Source organism: Bacillus sp. ISL-55 (assembly GCF_018613155.1).
In the GTDB taxonomy this organism is placed as follows: Bacteria; Bacillota; Bacilli; order Bacillales; family Cytobacillaceae; genus Mesobacillus.
The window spans coordinates 68539-95338 of sequence record NZ_JAGGQU010000031.1 but is presented as its reverse complement, the minus strand read 5'-3'; the positions used below and the strand labels follow the sequence as shown (position 1 = coordinate 95338).

General features: G+C 42.9%; 25 protein-coding genes. 13 read left to right on the top strand and 12 right to left on the bottom strand.

The window, feature by feature from the left end:
* Positions 1-343 precede the first annotated feature (343 nt).
* Positions 344-652: an HNH endonuclease gene (locus J7E32_RS15230; protein WP_353654059.1), complete on the top strand. Its 309-nt coding sequence runs from the start codon at positions 344-346 to the stop codon at positions 650-652.
* On the opposite strand, the gene J7E32_RS15225 is transcribed toward J7E32_RS15230, so the two are convergent.
* The 6 genes from J7E32_RS15225 to J7E32_RS15200 form a co-directional block, all read right to left on the bottom strand.
* The gene (locus J7E32_RS15225; protein WP_214908812.1) at positions 649-867 is read right to left on the bottom strand and encodes a spore germination protein; all 219 of its coding nucleotides are present in this window, start codon (positions 865-867) and stop codon (positions 649-651) included. The two genes, J7E32_RS15230 and J7E32_RS15225, sit on opposite strands and share 4 nt — an antisense overlap.
* 86 nt (positions 868-953) lie before the next feature.
* The gene (locus tag J7E32_RS15220) at positions 954-1349 is read right to left on the bottom strand and encodes a spore germination protein GerPE (protein ID WP_214908810.1); all 396 of its coding nucleotides are present in this window, start codon (positions 1347-1349) and stop codon (positions 954-956) included.
* A 5-nt stretch (positions 1350-1354) separates the two neighbouring features.
* Positions 1355-1537 (bottom strand): spore gernimation protein GerPD, encoded by a 183-nt coding sequence (locus J7E32_RS15215; RefSeq protein ID WP_214908807.1) that lies wholly within the window; start codon positions 1535-1537, stop codon positions 1355-1357.
* On the bottom strand, positions 1537-2160 hold the full coding sequence (gerPC, locus tag J7E32_RS15210) for a spore germination protein GerPC (protein ID WP_353654058.1): 624 nt from the start codon (positions 2158-2160) through the stop codon (positions 1537-1539). The genes J7E32_RS15215 and gerPC overlap by 1 nt, the downstream gene beginning before the upstream one ends.
* Positions 2161-2187: 27 nt before the next feature.
* Complete coding sequence (locus J7E32_RS15205; protein WP_214908804.1) at positions 2188-2448, bottom strand: spore germination protein GerPB; 261 nt, start codon at positions 2446-2448, stop codon at positions 2188-2190.
* 14 nt (positions 2449-2462) lie between these two features.
* The gene (locus J7E32_RS15200) at positions 2463-2684 is read right to left on the bottom strand and encodes a spore germination protein (protein WP_167832134.1); all 222 of its coding nucleotides are present in this window, start codon (positions 2682-2684) and stop codon (positions 2463-2465) included.
* Between the two features lie 277 nt (positions 2685-2961).
* Here J7E32_RS15200 and J7E32_RS15195 point away from each other — a divergent pair, with 277 nt between their 5' ends.
* Positions 2962-4554 (top strand): long-chain-fatty-acid--CoA ligase, encoded by a 1593-nt coding sequence (locus tag J7E32_RS15195; protein WP_214908802.1) that lies wholly within the window; start codon positions 2962-2964, stop codon positions 4552-4554.
* A 60-nt stretch (positions 4555-4614) separates the two neighbouring features.
* Here the strand turns inward: J7E32_RS15195 and J7E32_RS22975 are convergent, their stop codons facing one another.
* Positions 4615-4749 carry a hypothetical protein gene (locus tag J7E32_RS22975; protein ID WP_286183289.1) on the bottom strand — a complete coding sequence of 45 codons (135 nt, stop codon included), beginning with the start codon at positions 4747-4749 and terminating at the stop codon, positions 4615-4617.
* Positions 4750-4811: 62 nt separating this feature from the next.
* Here J7E32_RS22975 and J7E32_RS15190 point away from each other — a divergent pair, with 62 nt between their 5' ends.
* From J7E32_RS15190 to J7E32_RS15170, 5 genes are all read left to right on the top strand, one after another.
* Positions 4812-5996 (top strand): DUF418 domain-containing protein, encoded by a 1185-nt coding sequence (locus tag J7E32_RS15190; RefSeq protein ID WP_214908800.1) that lies wholly within the window; start codon positions 4812-4814, stop codon positions 5994-5996.
* A complete protein-coding gene (locus J7E32_RS15185; RefSeq protein ID WP_214908798.1) occupies positions 5996-6520 on the top strand; it encodes a DNA topology modulation protein in 525 nt (174 codons plus the stop codon). Before J7E32_RS15190 ends, J7E32_RS15185 begins: the two co-directional genes overlap by 1 nt.
* Position 6521: 1 nt before the next feature.
* Positions 6522-7430 carry a fumarylacetoacetate hydrolase family protein gene (locus tag J7E32_RS15180; protein ID WP_214908796.1) on the top strand — a complete coding sequence of 303 codons (909 nt, stop codon included), beginning with the start codon at positions 6522-6524 and terminating at the stop codon, positions 7428-7430.
* 83 nt (positions 7431-7513) lie between these two features.
* The gene (locus J7E32_RS15175; RefSeq protein WP_214908794.1) at positions 7514-7867 is read left to right on the top strand and encodes a YisL family protein; all 354 of its coding nucleotides are present in this window, start codon (positions 7514-7516) and stop codon (positions 7865-7867) included.
* 127 nt (positions 7868-7994) lie between these two features.
* A complete protein-coding gene (locus J7E32_RS15170) occupies positions 7995-10034 on the top strand; it encodes a sensor domain-containing protein (protein ID WP_214908792.1) in 2040 nt (679 codons plus the stop codon).
* A gap of 35 nt (positions 10035-10069) precedes the next feature.
* On the opposite strand, the gene J7E32_RS15165 is transcribed toward J7E32_RS15170, so the two are convergent.
* Positions 10070-10630, bottom strand: a complete 561-nt coding sequence (locus J7E32_RS15165) for a DUF2777 domain-containing protein (RefSeq protein WP_214908785.1) — start codon at positions 10628-10630, stop codon at positions 10070-10072.
* A 192-nt stretch (positions 10631-10822) separates the two neighbouring features.
* On the opposite strand from J7E32_RS15165, the gene asnB reads away from it, so the two are divergent.
* Positions 10823-12670, top strand: coding sequence for an asparagine synthase (glutamine-hydrolyzing) (asnB, locus tag J7E32_RS15160; RefSeq protein WP_214908783.1), 1848 nt, complete (start codon positions 10823-10825; stop codon positions 12668-12670).
* A gap of 280 nt (positions 12671-12950) precedes the next feature.
* Here asnB and J7E32_RS15155 read toward each other — a convergent pair whose 3' ends face one another.
* Both J7E32_RS15155 and J7E32_RS15150 read right to left on the bottom strand, forming a co-directional pair.
* Positions 12951-14294: an MATE family efflux transporter gene (locus J7E32_RS15155; protein WP_214908776.1), complete on the bottom strand. Its 1344-nt coding sequence runs from the start codon at positions 14292-14294 to the stop codon at positions 12951-12953.
* 312 nt (positions 14295-14606) lie between these two features.
* Positions 14607-16367 (bottom strand): alpha-glycosidase, encoded by a 1761-nt coding sequence (locus tag J7E32_RS15150; protein ID WP_214908998.1) that lies wholly within the window; start codon positions 16365-16367, stop codon positions 14607-14609.
* A 361-nt stretch (positions 16368-16728) separates the two neighbouring features.
* Between J7E32_RS15150 and J7E32_RS15145 the strand changes: the two genes are divergently transcribed.
* The 5 genes from J7E32_RS15145 (at position 16729) to J7E32_RS15125 (ending at position 23349) form a co-directional block, all read left to right on the top strand.
* Positions 16729-18006 (top strand): sugar ABC transporter substrate-binding protein, encoded by a 1278-nt coding sequence (locus tag J7E32_RS15145; protein ID WP_214908774.1) that lies wholly within the window; start codon positions 16729-16731, stop codon positions 18004-18006.
* A 441-nt stretch (positions 18007-18447) separates the two neighbouring features.
* Entirely contained in the window at positions 18448-19731 is a 1284-nt protein-coding gene (locus tag J7E32_RS15140) for a carbohydrate ABC transporter permease (protein WP_214908772.1), read from the top strand.
* Between the two features lies 1 nt (position 19732).
* A complete protein-coding gene (locus J7E32_RS15135; protein ID WP_192473041.1) occupies positions 19733-20575 on the top strand; it encodes a sugar ABC transporter permease in 843 nt (280 codons plus the stop codon).
* A 71-nt stretch (positions 20576-20646) separates the two neighbouring features.
* Positions 20647-22179: an alpha-amylase family glycosyl hydrolase gene (locus J7E32_RS15130; RefSeq protein ID WP_214908770.1), complete on the top strand. Its 1533-nt coding sequence runs from the start codon at positions 20647-20649 to the stop codon at positions 22177-22179.
* A gap of 126 nt (positions 22180-22305) precedes the next feature.
* Entirely contained in the window at positions 22306-23349 is a 1044-nt protein-coding gene (locus J7E32_RS15125) for a LacI family DNA-binding transcriptional regulator (protein ID WP_214908768.1), read from the top strand.
* Positions 23350-23397: 48 nt separating this feature from the next.
* On the opposite strand, the gene J7E32_RS15120 is transcribed toward J7E32_RS15125, so the two are convergent.
* Both J7E32_RS15120 and J7E32_RS15115 read right to left on the bottom strand, forming a co-directional pair.
* Positions 23398-24264, bottom strand: a complete 867-nt coding sequence (locus tag J7E32_RS15120; protein WP_214908766.1) for an SDR family oxidoreductase — start codon at positions 24262-24264, stop codon at positions 23398-23400.
* Positions 24265-24866: 602 nt separating this feature from the next.
* Complete coding sequence (locus J7E32_RS15115; RefSeq protein ID WP_214908764.1) at positions 24867-26519, bottom strand: CoA-disulfide reductase; 1653 nt, start codon at positions 26517-26519, stop codon at positions 24867-24869.
* Positions 26520-26800 lie beyond the last annotated feature (281 nt).

Below are 26800 nucleotides of genomic sequence, written 5' to 3'. Positions count from 1 at the left end.
TATCGGCCAAACAGAAGACGGATGCCGAGGAAAGTGTCCGATAGAAGGGCTATATCGGCCAAACAGAAGGCGAATGCCGAGGGAAATGTCCGATAGAAGGGCTGTATCGGCCAAACAGAAGACGGATGCCGAGGAAAATGTCCGATAGAAGGGCTATATCGGCCAAACAGAAGATGGATTCCGAGGAAAATGTCCGATAGAAGGGCTATTGATGCATGTAATTGGAGGATATCAGTCAATATAGATGGTGATCAATCAGTTTCTGCGCTAGGGAATAGAACAAAGGCTATTTTTGCATTTAATTTTGAATACCAAATCACAAATGGTGGGGAGGGATCACCGAGTGGCAAAGAAAAAGCAATCTGGCACATGTGAATTATGCGGCAGGGAAGAGGTTGAGGTGACCATTCACCATTTGACTCCTAAAGAAATGGGAGGCACCTTTATGCCAACAGCCAATCTTTGTATCCCTTGTCATAAACAGATTCATGCTTTATTCACGAATGAGGAGCTCGCCACCGGCTTGAACACGGTTGCTCAGCTTCGCTCCCATCCTGAATTACAGAAGTTTTTAAAGTGGATAAAAAAACAGCCTTCTACAAGGCTGCCGAAAATTTCAAAATCTAATGCGCGAAAACGACATAAACGCTAGTTATTACCTGCTATCGGCTGGTCAATCAGGTTGGCATCAAGAACATTGCTGGCACTTAATCCGTTATTCGTAACAATAAAACCACCTGTGTTGAATCCGCCCTGACCAGCGACTGTTTTTGAACTGCTTTTTGGCGAGATGAACAGCGTGTCGCCAAACTGCACTGTCCCGCCGCCTACATTCAATATTTGCACAGGACCTATTATTGCTGGCATTGAAAACATCCTTTTCTTCTTTTGTTTTAACCATTTTTCATTGTTGCTTATTCATGCTTATGATCAGAAGCTTCTCATTAAATCTATCATTCTTCCCCATTTGATATACCATTCCTGGGCAAAAGCTGGCGTATATGCTTTACACGGGCTTCCATAGCAATATTGGAGCTGTTTCCAAGGTGCACTACAGACGAGGATGAGGCTCCCAGAATATCAATGTTCCGAACCTTTAACACTGGGTTGAGATTGTGGGTTGAGAAAACTAGATTTTCTTCAACTGCTGGTTGAAAAGGAATTGTTTCAGAAAAAATCGGGAATGCTCCGAAGTTACCTTCATTATCAAAAAAGATTTCTGCCTCTCTTTGGACGGCCAGCGCCCTGGACAATGCCAGTATTTGCTCTGAATCACCAATCTGTAAAATCGAGGAGAAGGATACCGCGTCAATTTTTATGTGGTCAACACAGGATATTCTCTGTAGCATAGCGATCACGTTATATCCGGCGATAGCGGGACAAATGGCCCGACAATCAAAGATTCTGCAGGTGTATCAAAGGTTGCTGCCAGCTGGATTGTACCCGCATCACCAACCATCAGCAACGAGGAACTCGAGACACCTATGATCCTTATATCACCGACGCAAATATCACGGTTATAGACTTGGAAATTCATTATGAACGTCCTTCCTTTATGTTATCAGGCAGGTTTTTCAGGAACAGGAACACGCCATTCTGGATTTCCTGCTTAAGGAGATCAATCACCCGTTCGTTCAGTTCAGGGCTCAGATCCGTGCCTCTTTCACCTGATGATTGTTCCTGTAAATGCTGAGCCGCTCTGCCAGACAACTGTTTTTTAATATCATTTTTTATGAATTCGAAATAAGAATCATCTATACTGATCCCCAGCTCCGCCTGTGCCCCTCGGTAGATGTTCTCCAAATCAGATTCCAAATATTTGTTGAGTGCTGTTTCGATCTCAATCGTCCTTTTAAATAACTGCTTTGGAGGAATCGGCACATTTACAGACTTTTGATCAACAGTAAAATCATCAATACCGTCCAAATCTGTTGGGTTCAAGCCGATATTCAAGGTCCCCTCAAGGGTTTCCACTTTTAACTGGTCGAATTTATACTCGATATTCCCTATTTGAACCGGAGGCCGCTCCTTAAGTGCAGCAATTTCCTGCTGCAGTTCGAGAATCATTTTCTCCAATTTGGCAGTCTTTTTGCTTTGGTGCTCCACATATATATGCAGCTTTTTAAGATATTGATAGAATTCCGCGTTCAAAGAAATCACCTCGCATCGACCCAGCATTTTAATTAATTAATTTTTGCGTACAGGAGCTTGAAGCGGAACAGCAGGTGCTTCAAGTGTGTTGCTGCTGCCTGGCATTGCCCCCATGCCAGTTGAGATTTCTGATGGATGGACAGCCTCTGGTGCAGGTGCTGTGAATCCCCCGGTGTTATAAAGGTAAGAAACTGGCTTTATCATTCCTGCACTGCCAATTTGCAGTACAGAAGAGTTTGTGATTCCATCAATCTTCAACTGGTTGATATTGATCGATTGTTGTATATAAAAATTCATTGTACTCACCCGCATTATACATTCAGATAATTACCTTGATCGACGGCATCTGGATCATACGTATTTGTTGAACTTTGGTTATTGTACACGGTCAATCCATCTCCGGTATTGAACGAACCTGCTCCAGAAAAGGTTTTTGCATTGGAAATCGGGCTGATTCTGTAAACATCGCCTATGTGGAAGACAGCGCTGTTCCCAAGGGAAATGACCTGTGCTACTCCAACGATTGCTGGCATTTGCAACACCCTTTAAATAGATTTCTTTATTATCCTATGTGCCCAGATGGAGAATGTGATTAAAATGCCCATTGTGTTTATAAGAGCCTTTTTTAGAAAAACTTCACTAGCCGGCTCGTGTTTTGATACAAGTGGCAAATCATCCTCTTAAAAAATGGTCATGCCATCTTGCAAAAAACATGTTATATAACAGTTAAAAATTTATATAACAGGAGGAGTAATATGTTAATATATTTATATATTTAGAATTATAAAATTATTCTAGAGGAGGCAGATTATGAACGTTCCATTGGTGTTGAACCAGTTTCTCGATCGTGCAGTGTCGCTTTACGGCAGTAAGAAAGCCATTTTCTCCGAGGACAGAGAACTTACATATTCTGAGTTGAACAACAGGGTGAACAGGCTGTCTGATGGTTTAAGAAAACTGGGAGTAAACAAGGGAGACCGGATTGCCTATCTTGCACCAAATTCGATTGAAATGCTTGAAGGTTTTTATGGAGTATTCCAGCTTGGTGCAGTCATGGTCCCATTGAACATCCGTTTGAAACCTGATGATTATCTGTTCATCCTTAATCACAGTGAGTCGAAGGTTTTATTTGTGGACCAGGACTTATACCATCTGATCCAGCCGATTAAGGATCAGCTTGAGACCATACAGCACATTATTGTCCATTACAAGGAGGATAGCCTGGTTGAAACTGGTTATGATGAATGGCTATCACAGCAATCTGATCAGACGTTCAAACGTGAAGAACTTGATGAAAATGATGTCTGCAGCCTTCTATATACAAGCGGGACGACTGGAAATCCAAAAGGAGTCATGCTCACGCATCGGAATAATTACATCCACGCGTTAAGCACCATGCACCATTTGCGCGTCAGCGATGAGGATGTCCTTCTGCATGTCCTGCCAATGTTCCATGTTAACGGATGGGGATCGCCATTCTACTACACAGCGAACGGCGCTTCGCAGGTATGCTTGCGAAAAACGACACCTGAGACAATTTTTAACGCTTTGGAAAAACATAAAGTCAGCGTCATGCACATGGCACCAACTGTTTTGAATGCGCTGCTTCAGTTTTATGAAAAAAATGTCCCGAGCATCGAACAACAGGTTCGGGTAGTTATTGCCGGTTCAGCACCGCCGCCAGCATTTGTCACCCGGGTGGAAAAGGAATTAGGCTGGGAGTTCATCCAGGTGTATGGCATGACAGAATCCTCTCCATTAAGCACGATTTCAACTGTCAGGTCCCATTTGAAGCAGCTTCCTCTGAATCAACAATACCGAATGAAAGCAAAAGCAGGTATATCAATGATTGGCAGCCAGGTAAAAGTTGTGAATGACCATGGCGATGAGGTAGCCCATGATGGCAAGGAAATAGGTGAAGTCATTACCCGAAGCAATGGAGTCATGAAAGGGTACTGGAAAAATGAAGAGGCGACGATGGAAACGATTCGTAATGGCTGGCTTCATACCGGGGACATGGCAACGGTCGATGAATATGGCAACATTGATATCGTCGACCGTAAGAAAGACGTCATCATTAGCGGTGGCGAAAATATTTCCTCCATCGAAGTTGAAGGTGTATTGTACGACCATCCGGCTGTCCTCGAAGCAGCAGTCATTGCAGTACCTCACGAAAAGTGGGGCGAGACTCCCCATGCCTATATTGTACTCCGTGAAAATGAGCAGGTAACAGAACAGGATCTCATTGCATTTTCAAGAGAAAAACTTGCCCATTTTAAGGCAATTACAGGAGTCACTTTCGTAAAAGAACTGCCGAAAACGGCCTCAGGCAAAATCCAGAAGGTCCATTTGCGGAATGAATACTGGGAAGCAAATGGAAAGACTGGCAGATTTGTAAATTAATAGCCTATGGGGGACTGCCTTGGTAACGGCGTCCCCTTTCTATTCTAATGTAAGAATTGTTCAGCTCCAGCGCCTAGCCCCTCGAGTCGCTTCGGTCCTGCCAATGAAGTCAAAGAACGACTTCACTGTCAGGCCCTCCAGCGCTTGTCGGGGCTGACCAAGGCGCTTGCGCATTTCTAATGTTACCTTTGGCATGTTGGTAAATTGTGTGATATACATAGATTAGATGTAAACTATTGGATGGAATGAGGGGGAAGATGGAGATTAACGGACAGACATCCGGAAACAGGGTTGTTTCAATTGACCGGATGCGAGGCTTTTCATTATTGGGGATATTTCTTGTAAATATGATTTCATTCCATTCGCCCTATTTTTATATCGATCCAGAAAAATGGTGGGATGGAAAGGCGAATTTATTTACATACCAGTTCATTGATATATTTATCCAGGCTAGCTTTTACCCGCTGTTTTCGATGTTGTTCGGATATGGTCTGGTAATTTTAAGAGAACGCACACTGGAAAAAGGCCTGAGCTTCAATCCTCTTGCATTAAGGAGACTCTCAATCCTATTGTTGATTGGGATCATCCATGCATTCCTGATCTGGCCAGGTGATATTCTCATAACCTATGCAGTATGCGGTTTTGTTTTTCTTCTGTTTATTGGCTGGAGTGCAAAGAGGCTTCTCATTGCCGGATTGGGTTTATACATAGTTCCAAATATCCTTTTGTTGTTGATGCTCGGTGCAGTATCTGCGGTTGACGGCGGAGCGGAATTTTCAATGTATGACGCACAAGCTGCAGGACAGACGATAACCATCTATCAAAATGGCAGCTTTTCTGAAGTGACCCATCATAGAATAACGGAATGGTATAAAAATAATAACCTGTTTGGATTATTCTTATATTTGATCACTATCCTGCCTCTGTTCATGATTGGAGCAGGAGCGGCAAAGCTCAAGCTGTTTGAGAATATACAGGACAAAAAGAGAAAGCTTGCAATCGCTGCGGCTGTACTCGCTGCACTTGGCTTGTTGATCAAGGCAATTCCATACCTGTATGGTATAACATTGATGTCGGATTATGCGCAGGATGTTTTTGGCGGAGCGATGGTCGCGATGGCGTATGCCCTGATCATTGCGCTGATTTCTGAGCTTAAACGATTTGACAGACTGTTCTCCCCGCTGGAAGCCGCGGGCAGGATCTCAATCAGCAATTACCTGTTCCAGTCTGTTGTTTCGACAATGATATTTTACAGTTATGGATTAGGATATTATGGGGAAATGTCCATTTTCTCGGGAACAATGCTAGCGCTTGGAATTTATGTGGTTCAGTTGGCTTTTAGCAGCTGGTGGGTGAAAAGGTTTTACTATGGGCCTGTCGAATGGCTGTGGCGCAGCGGCACATACATGAAGAGACAGCGTTTTAAAAAGGGAGAATCCTGATGGAGAAGGTCATCATCATTGGCTGCGGAGGCGCAGGTAAATCGACACTGGCCCGGAAGCTGGGAAAGATCCTTAACCTAAAGGTGTATCATCTTGATGCAATGTACTGGAAACCGGGCTGGGAAATGACTGCAAAGGATGAGTGGAAAAAACTAATTCAGCAAGTGACTGAAGAAGATTCATGGATCTTGGATGGCAACTACGGCAGTACGATGGACATGAGGGCACAAGCAGCGGACACAATCATCTTTCTCGATTATTCTGCTCCAAGGTGCCTGTATGGAATTTTCAAGAGGAGAATCATGTACCATGGCAGGACCAGGCCGGATATGAATGAAGGCTGTCCGGAGAGACTTGATTGGGATTTTATCAAGTGGGTCGCAGCATACAAGCGTGAAAAAGCTCCTGGCATCATTGCCAAGTTAGAAGAATTCAAGCTTCAGGGAAAAGGAATATACCATTTTAAAAATCCTCGTGAAACAGAAAAATTATTAATAGGGCAGTCAATTAAAGGAGGGCGTTAACATGAAATTCGCTACATATAAAAATGATTCTGGCCAGTTCATTGGAATTGTAAATGGAGAAAGGACCCGCGTTCTGCCACTTCGGGAAGCCTATGAAAAAATGGGTGGTGAAACAGCGATTCCCGCTGATATGCTAGAGGCTATTTCAATGGGAGAAGTATTTTACCAGGAAGCGGAAAAAACAGTTCAATGGGTAAGCGAGAATAATCTCGACGGCGAACTTTACATCCCGCTTGAATCAGTAGAATTGCTAGCACCGATTCCGCGTCCGTCCAAGAATATTTTCTGTGTTGGCAAAAATTACGCTGAGCATGCGATTGAAATGGGCAGCAAGGATGATATTCCTGAGCATGTAATGGTGTTCACGAAAGCACCTACTACGGTCATTGCTCATGGTCAGAGCATACAAGAGCATAAAGAACTTACAGAGCAGCTGGACTATGAAGGCGAGCTTGCAGTCGTCATCGGCAAAAAAGGAAAAGCGATCAAAAGGGAAGAGGCTTTGGATTATGTTTTTGGCTATACCATCATTAACGATGTGACTGCCCGCGACCTCCAGGCAAGACACAAACAGTTTTTCATTGGGAAAAGCCTTGATACCACCTGCCCGATGGGGCCATGGATTGTCCATAAATCAGCCATCTCAAATCCGAACAATCTGGATATCAAGACTATCGTAAATGGAGAAGTGAGACAGGATTCCAATACGGAAAACTTCATTTTTCCGGTAGAAGAAATCATTGCCGTGCTCTCCCAGGGAATGACACTCGAGCCAGGGGATATTATTGCCACCGGAACACCAGCAGGCGTCGGTAAAGGCTTCAAGCCGCCAAGGTTCCTTAAGGCTGGAGATACCGTTGAAATTACTGTTGAAGGGATTGGGACATTGCGTAACAAAGTGGAGAGTTAATCATAGCCTGGCTAGTTTATTTTAGTTTTTTTGATGGCGTTATGATATGATATTTTAGAATTTACTATTAGGAGGACGGGTACATGATACATGCCCATATGACAGCTTGGTTTTTGGCTCTTGTTTTATTCTTCGTAGCACTAGGACTACATAAAAGCGGTAAGGAAAAAGGCGCTAAAATTGTCCACATGGTCCTTAGATTGTTTTACGTGCTGATTCTATTGACTGGCTTCTGGCTTCTATTCAGCATCAATATCAGCCTGATGTATGTGCTGAAAGCAGCAGTAGGCTTGTGGGTGATCGCCATGCTGGAAATGATTTTAATCCGTACAAAAAAGAACGAAAAAGCGTCTGTACTGTGGATTCAATTCATTGTCGCAGTTCTTCTTGTACTATATTTAGGTTTTTCACTTCCACTTGGAACATATTTGTTTTAATAGTGAAATTGTCGAAAGAAAGCTGTCCTTATAGGCAGCTTTTTCTTTTTTTGTCATATCTTAACCCCGCAAAATATGATAATTTAAGAGAAGGGTTATTGGAGAAATATAATAATTGGAGAATGCAATGGCTACGACAAAAAGCTGCGTTTACGAGAATGACATACAACTTAATAGCTTTATAGAGGGCAATTCATTCAAAGACCACCAAAATGTATTGGTGCAAATCTTTTTCAGTCAAAAAGAACAACCTGATCTTCAGCGTATGGAGCAGTTGCTAAAAAAGCAGCTACCCGCTTCCACTGTGTTGAGCTGTGAAGTAAAAGGCTTCTTCACTGGTGATAAACAATTTGTTATCTCATTTACAGTTTTCGATAAACAGGAACTTAATCCTATTCTTCAAGATCAGTACACCATCAACACATTGAATAGTCTTGTCGAAACCTCACAGCAAGACATCCTTCAGCTTAACGAAAGCCTCAAAGTTTCCGAGCAATACTATCGTTCGCTGTTTGACAATAATGGAGATTTTGTCTATTCAACAGATTTAACAGGGAATTTCACAAGTATCAACCAGGCATTCATGAAGACCTTTGGCTACAACGAGAATGAACTTATTGGCAGGTCAGCGCTCGACTTTATCAACCAGGAAGATGTGCAACGTGCCAAAACGCATTTTATTCAGGCGCTGAAGGGGAAAGATCAGACCTACACCATTGAGATTCCGGTCAAAAGTGGTGAAACCCAGATTTTTCAGATCAAAAATATTCCGATTACGGTAAATGGTGCATGTGTAGGAACGTATGGTATTGGGCGAAATATTACTGCCCAGAAAAAAACAGAGGAAAAGATCATTCAGCTTGCCTACTATGACCAGGATACGGGATTGCCGAACAGGATGAGGTTTACCGAACAGCTGGAAGAAATGATTCACCGTGCCAGGCATAAGAAAGAACTCCTTGCCGTGCTTGTCATTGATATTGACCGTTTCAAAATCATCAATGACAGTCTCGGACATTATGCTGGAGATATTGTTTTGAAAGAACTGGCAGAAAGAATCGAGGATAAGCTTCCTGCAGGCGCTTATCTCGGAAGGTTCAGCGGCGATAAGTTCACGATGCTGCTGACAGAGAATGTCAGCATCGACCAGACGACAAGAACAGCCAGGGAATTGCAGAAACTTATTTCAATGCCCTTATTTTACGAGAATCAGGAATTCATCGTCTCCGCAAGCATTGGAATCAGCTCTTTCCCGGGGGATGGTCTTGATGAGCATGTACTGCTGAAAAATGCGGATATTGCGATGAACCGCTCGAAAAATCAAGGCGGGAATAAGATTACTTACTTCTCAACCGGCATGAATGACCAGGCAATGGTCCGGCTTGAGCTTGAAAGCTATTTAAGGAAAGCGCTCCAAAAGAATGAATTCTATCTGTGCTACCAGCCGCTTATGGACTTGAAATCTGGGGAGATTACCTGTACTGAAGCCCTCATCCGCTGGCAGCATCCGCATCTGGGACTGGTTTCGCCAGCACAGTTCATTCCTCTGGCAGAGGAAACAGGGTTGATTGAGGAGATCGGGGCATGGGTGCTTACCACCGCATGTGTCCAGACAAAAGCCTGGCAGCAAAACGGATTCCCGAATTTAGGCATCTCTGTAAATGTATCAGCATATCAGTTCCAGCAGCATGCTTTTATTGGACAAGTGATTCAAGCCCTGAAAACTTCACAGCTTGAACCAGGATACCTTTCCCTGGAACTGACAGAAAGCGCGATGCTGAAAGATATCGTCTATAGTATTTCAGTAATGAAATCGTTACAGGAACTCGGGGTAAAGGTTTCGATTGATGACTTCGGGACAGGTTACTCGTCATTAAGCTATTTGCGCAATCTGCCAATCGATACACTTAAAATCGACCAGTCATTTATCAATAATCTGCATGATGACCCATCAGATATTGCGATCGTCAAGGCAATCATTACGATGGGACAGGGACTTTCGGTGAAAATTGTCGCCGAGGGTGTAGAAACACATGAACAGCTGAACCTTTTAAGAGATATGGACTGTCATTATGCACAAGGTTACTACATCCAGAAGCCGCTTGATATAGCTGCTTTCGAAAAAGGCTTCAGGACTGTGGAAAAAGTTGAGTATACGGTAAGGTAAAAGGACAGAGCCAGCACATTTGTGCTGGCTCTTTTTTACGAAATCCTCTCGATAACGGTCCGTCTCCCGTTATTCAAAGTTAATTCGAACCTGTCATTTTGTGTTTCAAAATAATCGAAGTGATGCTGCACGCTGCAAATGAATTCTTCATTATCGAGAATTAAAAAATTGACTCCTGAAACCCCTTTTTCATGATCGAGGAAGGTCAGGTGGTTATAACAATAAATGCAATCATAGATCGAAAAGTTGAGCGAATTCAATGTATTGATAAATTGGACAAAAGCCTCATCATTCAGCTCATCAAGCAGACGCTCGAATGAATAGATCAATTGTTTCCTGATTTTGATCATTTCCTGGTCCTGTAAAGTGATTTTTTCACCGCCGGTTTGAATGGAGCCGTTATCCAGCAAAAAACCTTTGCACCATTTATTGTTTCGCTGGACTTCAACCTCTTGATGGATGAACTCATCGACAAGTGCGGCCTCTTCTGTTTCTTCATCAAAGAAAACCCATTGTGAATTAATATATTCTACTGTCCCGGTGTTGAAGGCTCGGGGTTGGAATTCAATTAGATTGCTTCGTTGTTGTCGATTCATTTGGATCCTCCGTTAATTATCGCTCACCTTCTTTGTAGACAGATTTTGGCGAATTTATAACATGATTTAAAAGATAGGCAATTAACCAGTTGAGATGTATTTGCATAAGATGAGTAATGCTTAAGCAATAGTCTAGTTTTTGAAAAGTGCTTATTGACATCAAAAAGTTCCGCTGAAAGGAATGATTAAAAAATGTGTGGAATAACAGGCTGGATAGATTTTCGAAGAAATCTGGATCATGAACGCGAGACTATGGCAAAAATGGCGGAAACTTTAAGTAAAAGAGGTCCCGACGATACGAATGTATGGACTGCGGGGCATGCTGCGCTGGGACATAAAAGACTGGTAGTTGTCGATCCTGAGGGCGGCAAACAGCCAATGACCAGAGCACAGGGCGATAACCGTTATACCATTTGTTATAACGGAGAACTTTATAATACGGAAGACCTCAGAAAAGCACTGCTATTAAAAGGATATTCTTTTAACGGTCATTCTGATACAGAGGTTTTGCTTACTTCTTTCATGGAATGGAAGGAAAACTGCCTTGAGCATTTAAACGGGATCTTCGCATTTGCTGTCTGGGATCAAGAGCAAGAGCGATTGTTCATTGGCCGCGACCGGCTTGGTGTGAAGCCGCTGTTTTTTCTTGAAACAGCATCTGGTCTTATGTTTGCTTCTGAACAAAAGGCGCTGCTTGCACATCCAGAAGTGAAGGCTGAGGTAGACAGGGAAGGACTTTGTGAGGTGTTTGGGCTTGGACCATCCCGTTCTCCAGGGGCAGGTATCTTTAAAAATATGAAGGAGCTCCGGCCCGGTCACGGTCTGACTTTTTCAAAAAATGGGCTTAAAATATGGAGATACTGGAATGTGAAAAGCGAGCAGCACACTGATACCCTTGATGAGACAGCCGATAAAGTGCGGGAATTGTTCACCGATGCTGTCACAAGACAGCTAGTTTCAGATGTGCCACTATGCACATTCCTCTCAGGCGGACTGGATTCAAGCGCAATCACTGCTATTGCTGCGAATCATTACAAGGCAGAGGGTAAGGGGAGCCTGCATACTTACTCGATCGATTACGAAGGCAATGACAGATATTTTAAGAAAAATGAGTTTCAGCCAAATGCTGATGCCTATTGGATCAATAAAATGACCGAAACATTTGGTACTGTTCACCATAACAGCATTATCTCCCAGCAGGATCTGGCTGGCTATTTAACTGAAGCTGTCCATGTACGGGATCTGCCAGGAATGGCTGACATCGATTCATCACTGCTCTGGTTCTGCCGGGAAATCAAACAGGATTTCACCGTAGGACTTTCAGGTGAATGTGCTGATGAGATTTTTGGCGGCTATCCATGGTTCCACAGAGAGGAAGACCTGAATAGACCAGGGTTTCCGTGGATGCGGTCGATTAATGAGCGTCAAAACATGCTGAGGGACCATTGGCGGAAAAAATTGAGTCTGGAAGAATATATGATGGCAAAATTCAACGAGACGATCGCAGAGGTGCCGGTACTGGACGGGGAAAATCAAGTAGAGGCTAAGCGTAGACAATTATTCTATCTGAATATCATCTGGTTCATGACAACACTTCTAGACCGGAAAGACCGCATGAGCATGGGTGCCAGCCTTGAAGTGAGGGTACCGTTTGCCGACCACAGGCTTGTGGAATACGTCTGGAACATCCCTTGGGAAATGAAAATGCACGGCAACAGAGAAAAAGGAATCCTGCGCAAAGCATTGGAGGGCACATTGCCTGATGAAGTTTTGTACCGGAAAAAGAGTCCATATCCGAAGACTCACCATCCGGCCTATACCCAGGCAGTCCAGGGAATGCTGTCAGAATTCATGGGTGATTCGAACAGCGCGCTGCATGAATTCTTCGACAGGGCCACACTCCAGAAAATGATTGAGTCCGAGGGAGCATCCTTCAAAGTGCCATGGTTCGGCCAACTGATGACAGGTCCGCAGCTGCTGGCACAGCTGGCGCAGATTCATATCTGGTTCAGAGATTACAATATTAATATTGCAGACTAAAAAAGCAAGCCCGTAGATGAACGGGCTTGCTTATTCTATGCTGAACTGGAATTCGCTATAATAATTCGATTTTCGCTATAAAAGTAGTAATTTCGCTATAAAAATTAGATTTTCGCTATAAAAGAGAAATTTTCGCTATAAAACTGAAAATATCGCTATAAAATTTTGGATTTCGATTTAAAACCCGGAAAACTATTGTCCTATTCATCCTATTTTCTATAAGCAAGAACGTTTGGATTCTACTCGAACACTTTTTGGTATTAAATCAGCGTATTTCTATCTATTTTGCTGGAACAAACGACTTTTTCACCCACACTCTGGATTTCCAGCGCCACAGCATGAGCAATCCGCGGAGCCACTCATCAGCAATGAATGCGATCCATATCCCAACCAGCCCCATACCGAGATATATTCCCAGGAAGTAAGATAAGGTAACGCTGACACCCCACATCGACAGGATTCCCATATAAACCGGGAACTGCACGTCACCCGCAGCCCTGAGTGAACTAATCAGTACCAGGTTAAAAGATCTGCCGGGTTCAAGGATGATTGTGAGCAAAATCAATGTGGTGCCTAGTTCGATGATACTCATATTATCAGTGAAAATTCCCAGCAGGTTTTTTGAAAAGAAGGAAACGATCAAAGCGGCAGCAATGGAAATGATAATCGCCAGCTTCAAGCTTTTTAGTGCACGCTTATATGCATTTTCAATTTCCTTTGCCCCCACCATGTGCCCAATCAGAATCTGTGTGCCCTGGCTGATGGCGATGCTGAATAGGAAGATGAACATCATGACGTTTTGGGTATAAACTTTTGCCGTCAATGCCTGTGTTCCAAGGGTCGCGATAAAGTACGTGATCACCATCTGGGAACTATTGTAGCTCAAGTGTTCCCCCGCAGAAGGAATCCCGATGTTAAGCAGGTTTTTCAAATGTTTTTTTGGAAAACTGAAAAGCATCGTTAATGGCAATGATCCAGGGACTCGCTTGGTCATGACATAAATGGCAGCCAACAATCCGAGGATCCGGCTGACAGTAGTGGAAATCGCCACACCTTCTACACCCAGGACAGGGAAGCCGAATGGCCCGAAGATGAACAAATAGTTGCCGATGACATTCAGCACATTCATCCCGATAGTGACATACATGATATCACGGGTAAATCCATAGCTGCGGATGATGCTGCTGACGGTCATGATCAAAGATTGAATAAACGAAAATCCGCCGACAATTTTCAGATAGGAGTTGGCTTCCTCAAAAAGCTCAGGCGGAAGGTCCATCAATCTGAGCAATTGCTCGCTGAAAATGAAAACGGCTGCGCTCAGAATCAAGCCGAATACAAGGTTTGCACCAATAGAGACAGCTGAAACCTCTCGGGCATCCTCATCCATTTTGGCACCAAGGTTCTGGGCAACAAGAATTGCGGTACCAGTTGCGATAAAGCCGAACATAACGATGACCATGGACAGGATTTGGTTGGAAACACCGACAGCAGCCACAGAATTATCCGAATACTGGGAAAGCATCAGCGTATCCGCATTTCCCATCAGCATATAAAGCAGAATTTCAATAAAAAGAGGCCATGTAATGGCAAAGAGTGATAGTTTAGCAGTTTTATTCTTCATGTTTTACATCTCCAAGTTGTAATTCCTTAATTATACAGACAATAAGAGGAATTTGAAGTGAAAAAGATTCGTTTTACGAAAAAATAATTGGAAATGTTCTTGGATTTTAAAAATTCGTTCCTAAAAAGTTGAGTTTTAACAAATTTATTCGGTTATGATCAATCTTCCTTTGTGTAAAAAGAAGCCATAAGCGATTATTCCGCGGAATGGAGAAAGTATTCCGCGATAAGGATAAAATGTCATTAATAGTGTAGGTCCACGAACAGAACAAAGAGCAAACCCCTTTCCCGAATAGGAAAAGGGGTTGCTAATTTAAAATTCGAATAGTGCAAATCCATTTGCAGCAATTTTCGCTGTGAGATCATCACTTTCAGCTGCGTATTCTTCGCCAGTATAGATATTGGTGATTTTTCTGCCTTTTAAGTTAAACGGCAGAGGATAGCTTGCTTCTTCATCGCTCATGTTCACGACTACCATAATGGTTGTTTCACCGTTGGATTTAGTATAGGCGAAGCAGCTTTCATGGTAGTCAGATGGGATGAAGTGAAGTTCACCTTCATTTGCCAGAAGCGGATAGTCCTTACGAAGCTGAATCATCTTTTGGACGTGATTGAACATATCCAGATTCTGATCTTCTTCATTCCACTTCATACATTCGCGGCATCCTGGATCTTGTGGACCGCTCATGCCGATTTCATCTCCATAATAAATACATGGTGTACCGATGTAAGAAAGCAATACAGTGAAGATTTGTTTAAGTTTATCCTCGTCACCGCCACACTCAGTCAAGATTCTTGGTGTGTCATGGCTGCCGATCAAGTTGAAAGCAACCTCGTTGACGTTTTTCGGATACATATGATTGACTGTCGTCATGTTCTCGATGAATTCTTTTACTGAAATGGTTCCACGCGCAAACAGGTTCAGGATGTTTGTCGTAAATGGATAGTTCATGACAGCATCAAACTGGTCGCCGCGCAGCCATGGCATTGAATCGTGCCAGATTTCACCGAGAATATAGAGATCAGGCTTGATTGTTTTCACTTCCGTACGGAATTTTCTCCAGAAAGAGTGGTCGACTTCATTGGCGACATCAAGTCTCCAGCCGTCGATATCAAACTCGCGGACCCAGTAACGGCCTACTTCAAGCAGATACTCAATGACCTCAGGATTTTCTGTATCAAGCTTCGGCATTGATTTTTCAAAAGCGAAAGTATCATAATTCGGCCTTGGCTCCATTACTAGCGGAAATTCATCAGTGTGGAACCAGTCCTTATAAGGAGACTCTGCACCCTTTTCCAGTACATCCTGGAACTGAGGGAAATAGAACCCGCTGTGATTGAAGACAGCATCGAGCATGACCTTGATGCCATGTTCATGACAAATCTGTACCAGCTTCTTCAGCGTTTCTTTATCCCCAAATTGCGGGTCGATTTCCATATAATCAATCGTATCGTATTTATGGTTAGAATAGGCTTTGAATATAGGCGTAAAATAAATACCGGTGATGCCAAGCTTGGCCAAATAATCAATATTATTGATTACACCTTGCAGGTCGCCGCCAAAGAAATTATCCCTCTCAGGAGGAGCACTGCCCCATGGCAAAGCGCCTTCTGGATCATTTGATGGATCTCCATTGCCAAAGCGTTCAGGGAAAATCTGATACCAGACTGTATCTTTCACCCATGATGGAGCACGGAACACATCGATATTGTTGAGGTAAGGGAAGGCAAAATAATAACCTGTATCATCTGTAGGTGGTTCATCGTAAAACCCTTTTTCAGTCAAACAAGCTGTTTCGTTGCCATCATTTAAAATAAATCCATAACGCATCCTGCGGAAAGGAGGTTTTATAGCGACAAACCAGTAATCGAATAGCTGGTCAGATCCACTTTTGATCATTGGAACGGTATTTGTATTCCATTTTCCATCTTGCCAGTCATATGGATCGCCATTTAAAAGGGAAACATCTTTCATATCGTCTTTTTTAGTGCGAATGCGAATATGTAGTTCTTCATTAGTGCAAGCGTATGCATAATTGTCTTTAGGACGGTGGTAAATCGCTTCTTTTAACAAGGGGGGATCATTCCTTTCGTTTATAAGGTGGTGATTTAAAACATAGAGTAGAATTGTCATTGCTCTTCCTGGTGAAATTTTAACGGAAAGAGCTCCAATACATCAAGATTAAAACAAGGGTAGAACACTCATTTTGAAATGTCAATTATTAAAAAGCTGATTCACAAAACTTTAACGATTTCATCCGGCTTTAAAAAATTTTTTAAAAAACTAGTTGTCAAAAGAATTTTAGTCTTTATAATAAGAGTTAGGTTGTGCAATCGTTTTCATAGACTTGCAAACAGTATTACAAACGTTTGCACAGATAGATAACGTTCTGCGCAATAATTAGTTACAACACATTTTTAGGAGGGGTATACACATGAAAAAGGCATTGTCGATTTTCATGATGCTGGTCTTAATGATCGGCGCACTTGCAGCTTGTGGACCTAAAGAAGAAGAAAACACAGGTTCAAAAGACAACGGCGAGAAAACAGAAGACGCTTCTAAACCAGAGAAGCTAGTAGTTTGGGAAGACAAAGATAAGTCTGGCTGGCTAGAAAAAGTAGCAGCAGATTTCGAAAAAGAACACGGTGTTAAAATCGAGTTCAAAGAAGTAGAAATGGCTACAAAAATGAAAGAACAATTACGTCTTGACGGACCTGCTGGTACTGGCCCGGACATCATCACTCTTCCACATGACCAAATCGGTGAGCTTGCAGTTCAAGGACACATTGCTGAACTAAATGTAAGCGACGATGTGAAGAGCACTTTCTCTGAATCTTCAATCTCAGCACAAACTTTCGACGGTAAATTATACGGACTTCCAAAGTCTGCTGAAACTCCAGTATTCATCTACAATAAAGCTCTTATGACTGAAGTTCCTGCTACAATGGAAGACCTTTACGAATTTGCAAAAGCTAATACTACAGACGGCAAGTACGGTTTCCTCGCACTTTGGGATAACTTCTACTTCGCACACGCTCCAATCGGCGGCAACGGCGGATATGTATTCGGTGAAAAAGACGGCGCTCTAGATCCAAAAGATCTTGGATTGAACAATGAAGGTGCTGTAAAAGGTACTGAGTACATCCAGAAATGGTATGCTGAAAAATTATTCCCTAACGGAATCATCGGCGAAAACGGCGGATCTGCTATGGACGGACTTTTCAACGAAGGTAAAGTTGCTTCTGTTATGAATGGACCATGGGCATTCGGCGGAATGAAAGATGCTGGCATCGACTTTGGTGTAGCTCCATTCCCTAAATTCGCTGATGGCACTCCAATGAAGACTTTCATGGGTGTTAAAGGATGGCACGTTTCTTCTTATTCTAAGAACCAAGATTGGGCTGTTAAGTTCCTTGAGTACATCACAAATGACGAAAACGCGAAGTACCGTTTCGAGCAAACTGCTGAAGTTCCAACAAACGTAGCACTTGTTGACGATCCGGCAATCGCTGAGAACGAAGGCGCTAAAGCAGTTGCACTACAGACTCAAGACGCAGTTCCAATGCCAAACATCCCAGAAATGGGCGAAGTTTGGTCACCAATGGCAAGTGCATTGCAAACAGTTGTAACTGGCAAAGCAGAACCGAAAGCTGCTCTTGATTCAGCTGTAAAACAAATTCAGCAAAACATTGAGCAAAACCACTCAAAATAATAGTACCAATAGATATAGCAGTACCTCCCATGGGGGGTACTGTTATATTTTCAAGTAGTATATTCCATTTTCTGTGTCTTCCTAAGCGGTACGTGAAAAGTCACAAAGTTTACGAAAAACGCAGTAAAAAAGTCTTTCATTGAGCAAACGGTTGCGCTAGAATAGAGATAAGTTGATCAGGTGCTTCATGAGAGTGAAAACAAGAGTTTTCGGGATAATACAGAAAGAGAGTGCCTTCTGTATGATAACAATGTATTCGTTCTCATAAAGCATCTGATGCTTTTACCTAGGTTTCTTCGCAAGAATTGCAGTTTTTCCATTGCTGATTCCACTCTCTTTTAAAAGAAATGTTTGATCGAGACTGGTTCACAGGAAGCAAGAAAAGCGGGTTACACGATGAGAAGCCTTAAAAAAACATAGACAGAGAAAGGGGAATATAGGATGAAAGAGAAGTCCTATCAAACCAACCACCGCAGAATAGCAACAGCCCTTTCGATTATTCCAGGGCTAGGACAGCTATACAACAAACAATATTTAAAAGGGATCGCATTCTTAATTTTGACCGGTGCATTCTTCGGAGTGTTCGCAGACCTGCTCAACATGGGTTTATGGGGCCTGTTCACACTTGGAGAGCAGACGCCACGTGACCATTCCATCTTCTTGATGGTTGAAGGGATCCTGGCACTGATTGTCCTGATCTTTGGAATCGGTTTCTATCTATTCAACTTAAATGATGCATATAAGACTGGCTTAAAAAGAGACATGGGAGAGCGTCTTAGTACTGTTAAAGAGCAATACAACAATTTAATTGACAATGGATTCCCATATTTGATCATGTCACCTGGATTCCTGCTATTGATTTTTGTTGTTGTATTCCCAATTCTATTCGTAGTTTTACTAGCATTCACTAACTATGACCTATACCATTCACCGCCTGCAAAATTGGTTGACTGGGTCGGACTGAAAAACTTCTTTGATTTATTCCAATTAGAATCTTGGCGTCAGACATTCTTCTCCGTACTATCATGGACAATCATCTGGACATTTGTCGCAACTACTTTCCAGGTTGCATTGGGAATGTTCCTGGCGATTCTTGTCAACCAGAAGGATGTTAAAGGAAAGGCAATCATCCGTACAGTATTCATTCTTCCTTGGGCTGTACCTGCATTCGTATCAATCCTTGTATTTGCCGGTATGTTCAACGAATCATTCGGTGCAATCAACCGTGACATCCTTGGCTTCTTTGGAATCGATCCTATTCCATGGATGACAGAGGCAATGTATACGAAAATCGCGCTGATCATGATTCAAACATGGCTTGGATTCCCGTTCATTTTCGCAATGGTAACAGGTGTCCTTCAATCCATTCCAGAAGAATTGTACGAAGCGGCGACGGTTGACGGTGCGACAAACTTCCAGAAGTTCAAGAACATCACATTGCCGCTGGTGCTTTTCGCTACAGCGCCAATCCTGATTACGCAATACACGTTCAACTTCAATAACTTTAATATTATTTATCTCTTTAATGGCGGCGGACCTGCTGTGCCTGGCGCTAATGCCGGCGGAACAGATATCCTGATTTCGTGGATTTACAGCCTCACGATGACATCTGCACAATATTCCAAAGCTGCTGCCATCACAATGCTGCTTTCATTGATCGTTATCGGAGTAGCTTTATGGCAGTTCAAGAGAACGAAATCATTCCAAGAAGAGGATATGATGTAATATGAGTATCAAACGACAGAAATACCTCAGACTGACATTAACGTATCTTGTGATTTTATCTATGTTTGCGATCATTATCTACCCGCTCCTCTGGATTGTCGGTTCATCTTTCAACCCGGGGCAAAGCTTGTCCGGTTCAAGCATCATTCCGGAAAATGCTACGCTTGCTCACTATAAGGAGCTTTTCGATACTAGCCAGAGCGCGTACTTATACTGGTACTGGAATTCACTGAAGGTAAGTGTGCTGACAATGGTGTTCACAGTCATCCTAGTCAGCCTTACAGCTTATTCATTTTCACGTTACCGTTTTATCGGCCGTAAAAACAGCTTGATGACATTCCTGATCCTGCAGATGATTCCAAACTTTGCAGCCCTGATCGCGATTTTCATCCTTGCTCTATTGACTGGCCTTCTTGACACTCACTTAGGTTTGATCCTTGTATACGTTGGGGGCGCAATCCCGATGAATACTTGGTTGATGAAGGGATATCTTGATACGATTCCGAAAGAACTTGATGAATCAGCTAAAATGGATGGTGCCGGGCACTTGAGGATTTTCTTCCAGATCGTCATGCCGCTTGCGACACCAATCATCGCGGTTGTAGCATTGTTCGCGTTCATTGCTCCATTCGGGGATTTCATCCTTGCAAGAATCCTTTTAAGAACCGAAGAAAAATACACACTTGCTGTTGGTCTGTATGATATGGTAGCCAAACAGTTCGGTGCAGAGTTCACGACTTTCGCGGCTGGTGCAGTATTGATCGCGGTACCGATTGCGATCCTGTTCCTGTCATTCCAGAAATACTTTGTTTCTGGTTTGACGGCAGGAGGAACAAAAGGATAATCTATTAGGGCAGAAACATTTTAAGCAAAGGCCATATTTGGCCTTTGCTTAAATTATGAGGAGGACCGGAGATGAAAAAAATGATCATCTTCATCTTGATTCCGTTTCTTCTTTTTAGCGCCCTCCCGGCAGGTGCCGTTGAAAATGAAGAACGCAAATGGCAGGATGAAACAATCTATTTTTTAATGGTTGACCGTTTTAACAACGGTGACAATAGCAATGATTTCGATGTGGACGCAAATGATCCTAAAGCCTATCATGGAGGCGACTTCCAGGGTGTCATCGACCAGCTGGATTACCTAAAGGAAATGGGTTTTACCGCAATCTGGCTTACGCCGGTGTTCGATAATGTCGACAAGGGGTACCATGGATATTGGATCAAGGACTTCTATAATACAGAAGAGCACTTTGGAAGCGTTGACAAATTCAAAGAGCTGGTAAAAGAAGCGCATGATCGCGATATTAAAATCATTCTTGATTTCGTCGTCAACCATGTTGCTCCAGAACACGAATGGGTAAATGATCCGGCCAAGAAAGACTGGTTCCATGAAAAACAGGATATCATTGACTGGGATGACCAGGATCAGCTGGAGAATAACTGGCTTTACGGGCTTCCCGATTTAGCTCAGGAAAATCCGGATACCAGGAAATATCTATTGGAAGCCGCTAAGTGGTGGATTGAAGAAACAGATATCGACGGTTATAGACTCGATACTGTCCGCCACGTACCTGTTGAATTCTGGGAAGATTTTTCAAAAGAAGTGAAAAGTGTCAAAGATGATTTTTACCTGATTGGTGAAGTATGGTCTGAAGATCCAAATTATATTGCTGAATATGATAAAGCAGGCATCGATGGTTTTGTTGATTTCCCATTGAATGAGCAGCTGCGCACTGCATTCGAAAAACCAGATCAAACTTTGGACTGGCTTTTAACAACTGCGAAAAGAAATAAAGCGATATACGAAAATCCTGAGTTGATGGGGAATTTTATCGACAACCATGATATGGTCAGGTTTACAAGGAAAGCCGTCCAGAACAGGCATCATCCAGGAACGAGATGGAAGATGGCGCTGACTTATATGTATACTGCACCGGGAATTCCGATTGTCTATTATGGAAGTGAAATCGCCCTTGACGGCGGTGAAGATCCGGATAACCGCAGACAGATGAGCTTCAGGGCTGATAAAGAATTAATTGATTACATCACGAAAATTGGTGAGCTGCGCAATGACCTTCCTTCATTAAGGAGAGGTGATTTGGAAGTCCTTTATGAAAAGAAGGGCATGGCCGTTTTCAAGAGAACCTATGAAAACGAAACTTCCGTCATTGCAATTAATAACACCTCAAATACCCAGAATGTCACACTGACAGCAGATCAGCTGGAAGATGATAAAGAGTTGAGAGGCTTGCTTGCAGATGACCTTGTCAGAAGCAAGGATGGAGAGTATAACCTTGCATTGGAACGTGAAAAAGCAGAGATTTATGTGCTAGCCGAAAAAACAGGATTGAATATTCCTTATATAGCGACAATGGGTGCTGTATACGCAGCGTTCTTCGGCTTCATTTTCCTCCTTTTCAAGAGAAGGAAGCGAAGCAAGGAATAATGAGAGCAAGACCAAAACCTGCCTTCATTGTTGTTTAATGGAGACTCGAAAAAATAAGCAAAAATACGGGACAAATCATTTATAATAGAGATAAGGATTTTTTCTGGCAAAAGGGAGGGGAACTTTATGGCTGTCACAATTAAAGATGTTGCGAAGGTAGCTAACGTCGCGCCTTCAACTGTCTCGCGTGTAATCGCCAATAGTCCGAGGATCAGCGAAAAAACGAAAGAGAGAGTCAGGGAGGTTATGGACCAGCTTGGGTATCACCCAAACTTCATCGCCAGAAGCCTAGCTAGCCAATCCACCCGGGCAATCGGCCTGGTAATGCCGAGCTCTACTGATGTCGTCTTCCAGAACCCGTTCTTTCCTACTGTCTTGACAGGTTTGAGCGAAGGTGCGCATTCAAAGCAATACGCTCTTCACATGACGACTGGAAAAACAGAGGATGAAATCTTCGATGGTGTGGTCGCAATGGTTCAGGGCGGAAGAGTAGATGGTGTAGTTCTTTTATATTCAAAGGTGGAAGACAGGGTCATTGCTTATTTGAAGGAAAGAAAATTTCCGTTTGTCGTGATAGGCAAACCTTTTAAAGATGATGAAAATACCAGTTATGTCGATAATGATAATTTTAAAGCGGGCAAAGAAGTAACCGAGCATCTTATCCAGCTTGGTCATGACCGGATTGCTTTCATTGGAGGAAATCTTGATTTAGTCGTGACGGTTGAACGTCTGCTTGGCTATGAAAAAGCTCTGAGAAACTCTGGAATCCATCTTGAAGATAAGTACATTGTAAATGATGAATTCCTCCGCGAAAGCGGCCAGGATGCTGTTGAGGTATTGCTTTCCTTGGATCAGCCACCTACCGCAATGGTAGTTGCCGATGACCTGATGGCACTAGGAGTGTTGAATAAGCTGGATGAAATGGGAATTGCCGTGCCACAAGATGTTTCCATCGTCAGCTTTAACAATGTACTGATAGCCGAGATGGCCAGACCGCCTTTAACTTCTGTAGATATTAACATTTTCGACCTGGGATACCAGGCTGCGAAAAGTTTGATTCAAATTATTGAGAATCCTAAGGAGCCAATTAAACGGATCATCGTACCGTTTAAAATTGTCACTCGATATTCCTGTGGTCATCCTAAGGATTACAAAGAAGTATTAGTGTAACTAAAGAACTGCACCTCCATGCTGGAATGGAGGTGCAGTTTTTTTGTTTTAGCCATTCACGATAGTGCCACCATTTACGTGTATTGTCTGTCCGCTCACATAAGTGGAGTCGTCGCTAGCAAGATAGACGTATGCGGGTGCCAGCTCATATGGTTGCCCGGCTCGTCCCATCGGCGCGTTCGTTCCGAATTTCGCTACTTCTTCAGCAGTGAAGGTGGAAGGAATGAGCGGAGTCCAAATCGGACCAGGAGCGACGCTGTTGACTCGAATGCCCTGTGACGCAAGGGACATGGCAAGAGAACGTGTAAACGAAACAATAGCCCCTTTTGTCGATGAGTAGTCAAGCAGCTTCTCATGACCTTTATATGCAGTTATAGAAGAAGTATTAATGATGGTGCTGCCTTTCTTTAAGTGTGGAAGGACAGCCTTTGTAAGATGGAAGATGGAAAATACATTCGTGCGGAACGTCTTCTCCAGCTGATCCGCAGAGATATCGAGCAAGCTTTTTTGCGGATGCTGCTCAGCTGCGTTATTGACCAGAATATCAATTTTCCCGAACTCATCAAGAGTTTTCTTCGTCACTTCCTCACAGAAATGCTCACTGCCGATATCACCAGCAAGCAGCAGGCATTTCCGGCCTTCAGCTTCAACGAGCTCCTTTGTTGTTTGCGCATCATTGCTTTCCTCTAGATAGACAATCGCTACATCTGCGCCTTCTTTCGCATAATAGATGGCAACCGATTTGCCGATACCGCTGTCGCCTCCAGTAATCAAGGCCACTTTGCCATCCAGTTTTCCTGATCCCTTATAATTATCATCCACTGACTTCGGCTCAGGGTTCATTTCCGGCTCAGTACCAGGCTGATGGTCTTGGTGCTGGGGCGGAAAGCCCTGTTTTTTATTTTCATTAGACATAGAACAATTCACTCCTTTAATATAAATCAACATTTATTAAATTCCTTAAAAAACCAGATTAAAAACATGGAAATTCCTTCTTTTAATCATGGGAGTGCATTGACCGGGGCGCTGAAAACGATAAAACAGAACACCTGCATTGCCCGAAAAGTTGGTAGGAAGCGAAAAAGGGTAAAAGCAGGAGCTTTGCATTGCCCCAAAAAGAGTTGAGAAACCAAAAAGGGGAAAAGCAAGAGCTTTGCATTGCCCCAAAAAGAGTTGAGAAACCAAAAAGGGTAAAAGCAGGAGCTTTGCATTGCCCCAAAAAGAGTTGAGAAACCAAAAAGGGGAAAAGTAGGAGCTTTGCATTACCCCAAAAAGTGCAGAGAAGCGAAAAAGGGTAAAAGCAGAAGCTTTGCATTACCCCAAAAAGTGTAGAGAAGCGAAAAAGGGTAAAAGCAGATGCTCTGCATTACCCCAAAAAGTGCAGAGAAGCGAAAAAGGGTAAAAGCAGAAGCTCTGCATTACCCCAAAAAGTGTAGAGAAGCGAAAAAAGGGAAAATGCAGAAGTCGACACAAACAAAAAAAGCGGCCCCTTATATTTGAAAGCCGCTTCATTTAAACTATTGTAGTTTATTTTTAAAGATTGAATAAGTCTTGTAACCGCCAGTCAGATTCTTGACTTTGAAGCCGTTTTGCTGAAGGATTCGGGAAGCTAGGTAACCTCTCAAACCGACTTGGCAAGTGATCAGGATTGTTTCATCTTTTGGAAACTCATCCAGACGATTGCGCAGGTCATCAAGCGGAATATTCTTTGAGCCTTCGATTTTGCCATCTGCATGCTCTTTCTCGGTACGGACGTCAATCATGAATGCGCCGTCCTGGAGCAATTCGTCAACTTCATAGTGCTGGACAGTTTCAATCGTACCGTCAACAATATTGGAAGCTACATAACCAGCCATGTTCACTGGGTCTTTTGCAGAAGAGAATGGTGGTGCGTATGCAAGTTCAAGCTCTTGAAGGTCATAGACGCTCAATCCGCCTTTAATCGCAGTTGCGATGACGTCAATGCGCTTGTCAACTCCATCTTTTCCGACTGCCTGGGCACCAAAGATCTTGCCAGTCTCTCTGTCGAAAATGACTTTAAGAGAGATTTGCTCTGCGCCAGGATAGTAACCAGCATGAGATAGCGGATGAATATGAACGACTTCATATGGAATGCCCAGTCTGCGCAATAGCTTTTCACTGTTACCAGTCGTTGCAGCAGTCAACTCGAATACTTTAACGATAGAAGTACCCAATGTACCTGGATATGCAATGTTACGTCCATTGATATGGTGTCCGACAATGTGCGCCTGGCGGTTTGCAGGCCATGCTAGCGGAATCATGGTAGGCTGACCATTGATATAGTCAGTAACCTCGATGGCGTCACCCATTGCATAAATTGATTCATCAGATGTCTGCAGGTATTCATTTACCTTGATGCCGCCGCGTTCTCCAAGCACAAGGCCAGAGTCAGCTGCAAGCTTGTTTTCTGGGCGAACACCGATTGACAGAATGATCAATTCTGAATCAAGGACCTTGCCGCTTTCAAGAACAACTTTTGTGCCGTTTTCTTGAACGTCAGTGATACCGTCACCGAGAATCAGCTCAACGCCATTCTTTCTCAACTCTTCTTCAACGATTGCTGCCATTTCTGGATCAACCGGCCCCATTACCTGTGGCAATTTCTCTACTAGAGTTACATTGACTCCAGCATGGACAAGGTTTTCTGTCATTTCCAGGCCAATAAAGCCTCCGCCGATTACCACTGCACTATTTGGTTTATTGTCTTCAAGGTATGCTTTTATTTTATCCATATCCGGAATATTTCTTAGTGTAAATACATTTGCGCTCTTCAAACCTTCAATTGGAGGAACGATTGGTTTCGCTCCTGGTGATAACACTAGTACGTCATAGCTTTCTGTGTATTCTTCACCAGTTTGAACATGTTTGATAGAAACGGTTTTCTGTTCACGGTTGATTGCAGTCACTTCAGAGAAATTGCGAATATCCAGGTTGTAACGTGCATTCATGCCTTCAACAGTTTGAAGAAGTAACTTTTTACGATCTTCGATAACACCACTGATATGATAAGGCAGTCCGCAGTTAGCGAAAGAAATGAATTCTCCTCTTTCAAAAAGAACGATCTCAGCTTGTTCATCAAGTCTTCTAAGCTTAGTTGCTGTAGTTGCGCCACCTGCTACGCCGCCAACGATTACGATTTTTTTACCCATTGTATTGTCATCCTTTCGGTTGAGAAATTTATGTGTTTTATACCCCTACTGGTATATTAACGTGAAAATAGGGGAAATCCAATAGTACTTTGTGAAGGATTTGTGAATGTTTTATCAAAACAAGTATCCTTTACTAACTAATGTCACATCTAAGATCAATACATTAATTGTAACGTGTAAATAGGATAATACCGTAGGCGGTTTGTGAACCATTCATGAATTTTGATAAAACAAAAGCGGACCATGCTCTCATAGTCCGCTTTTACCCAACATTATTATAT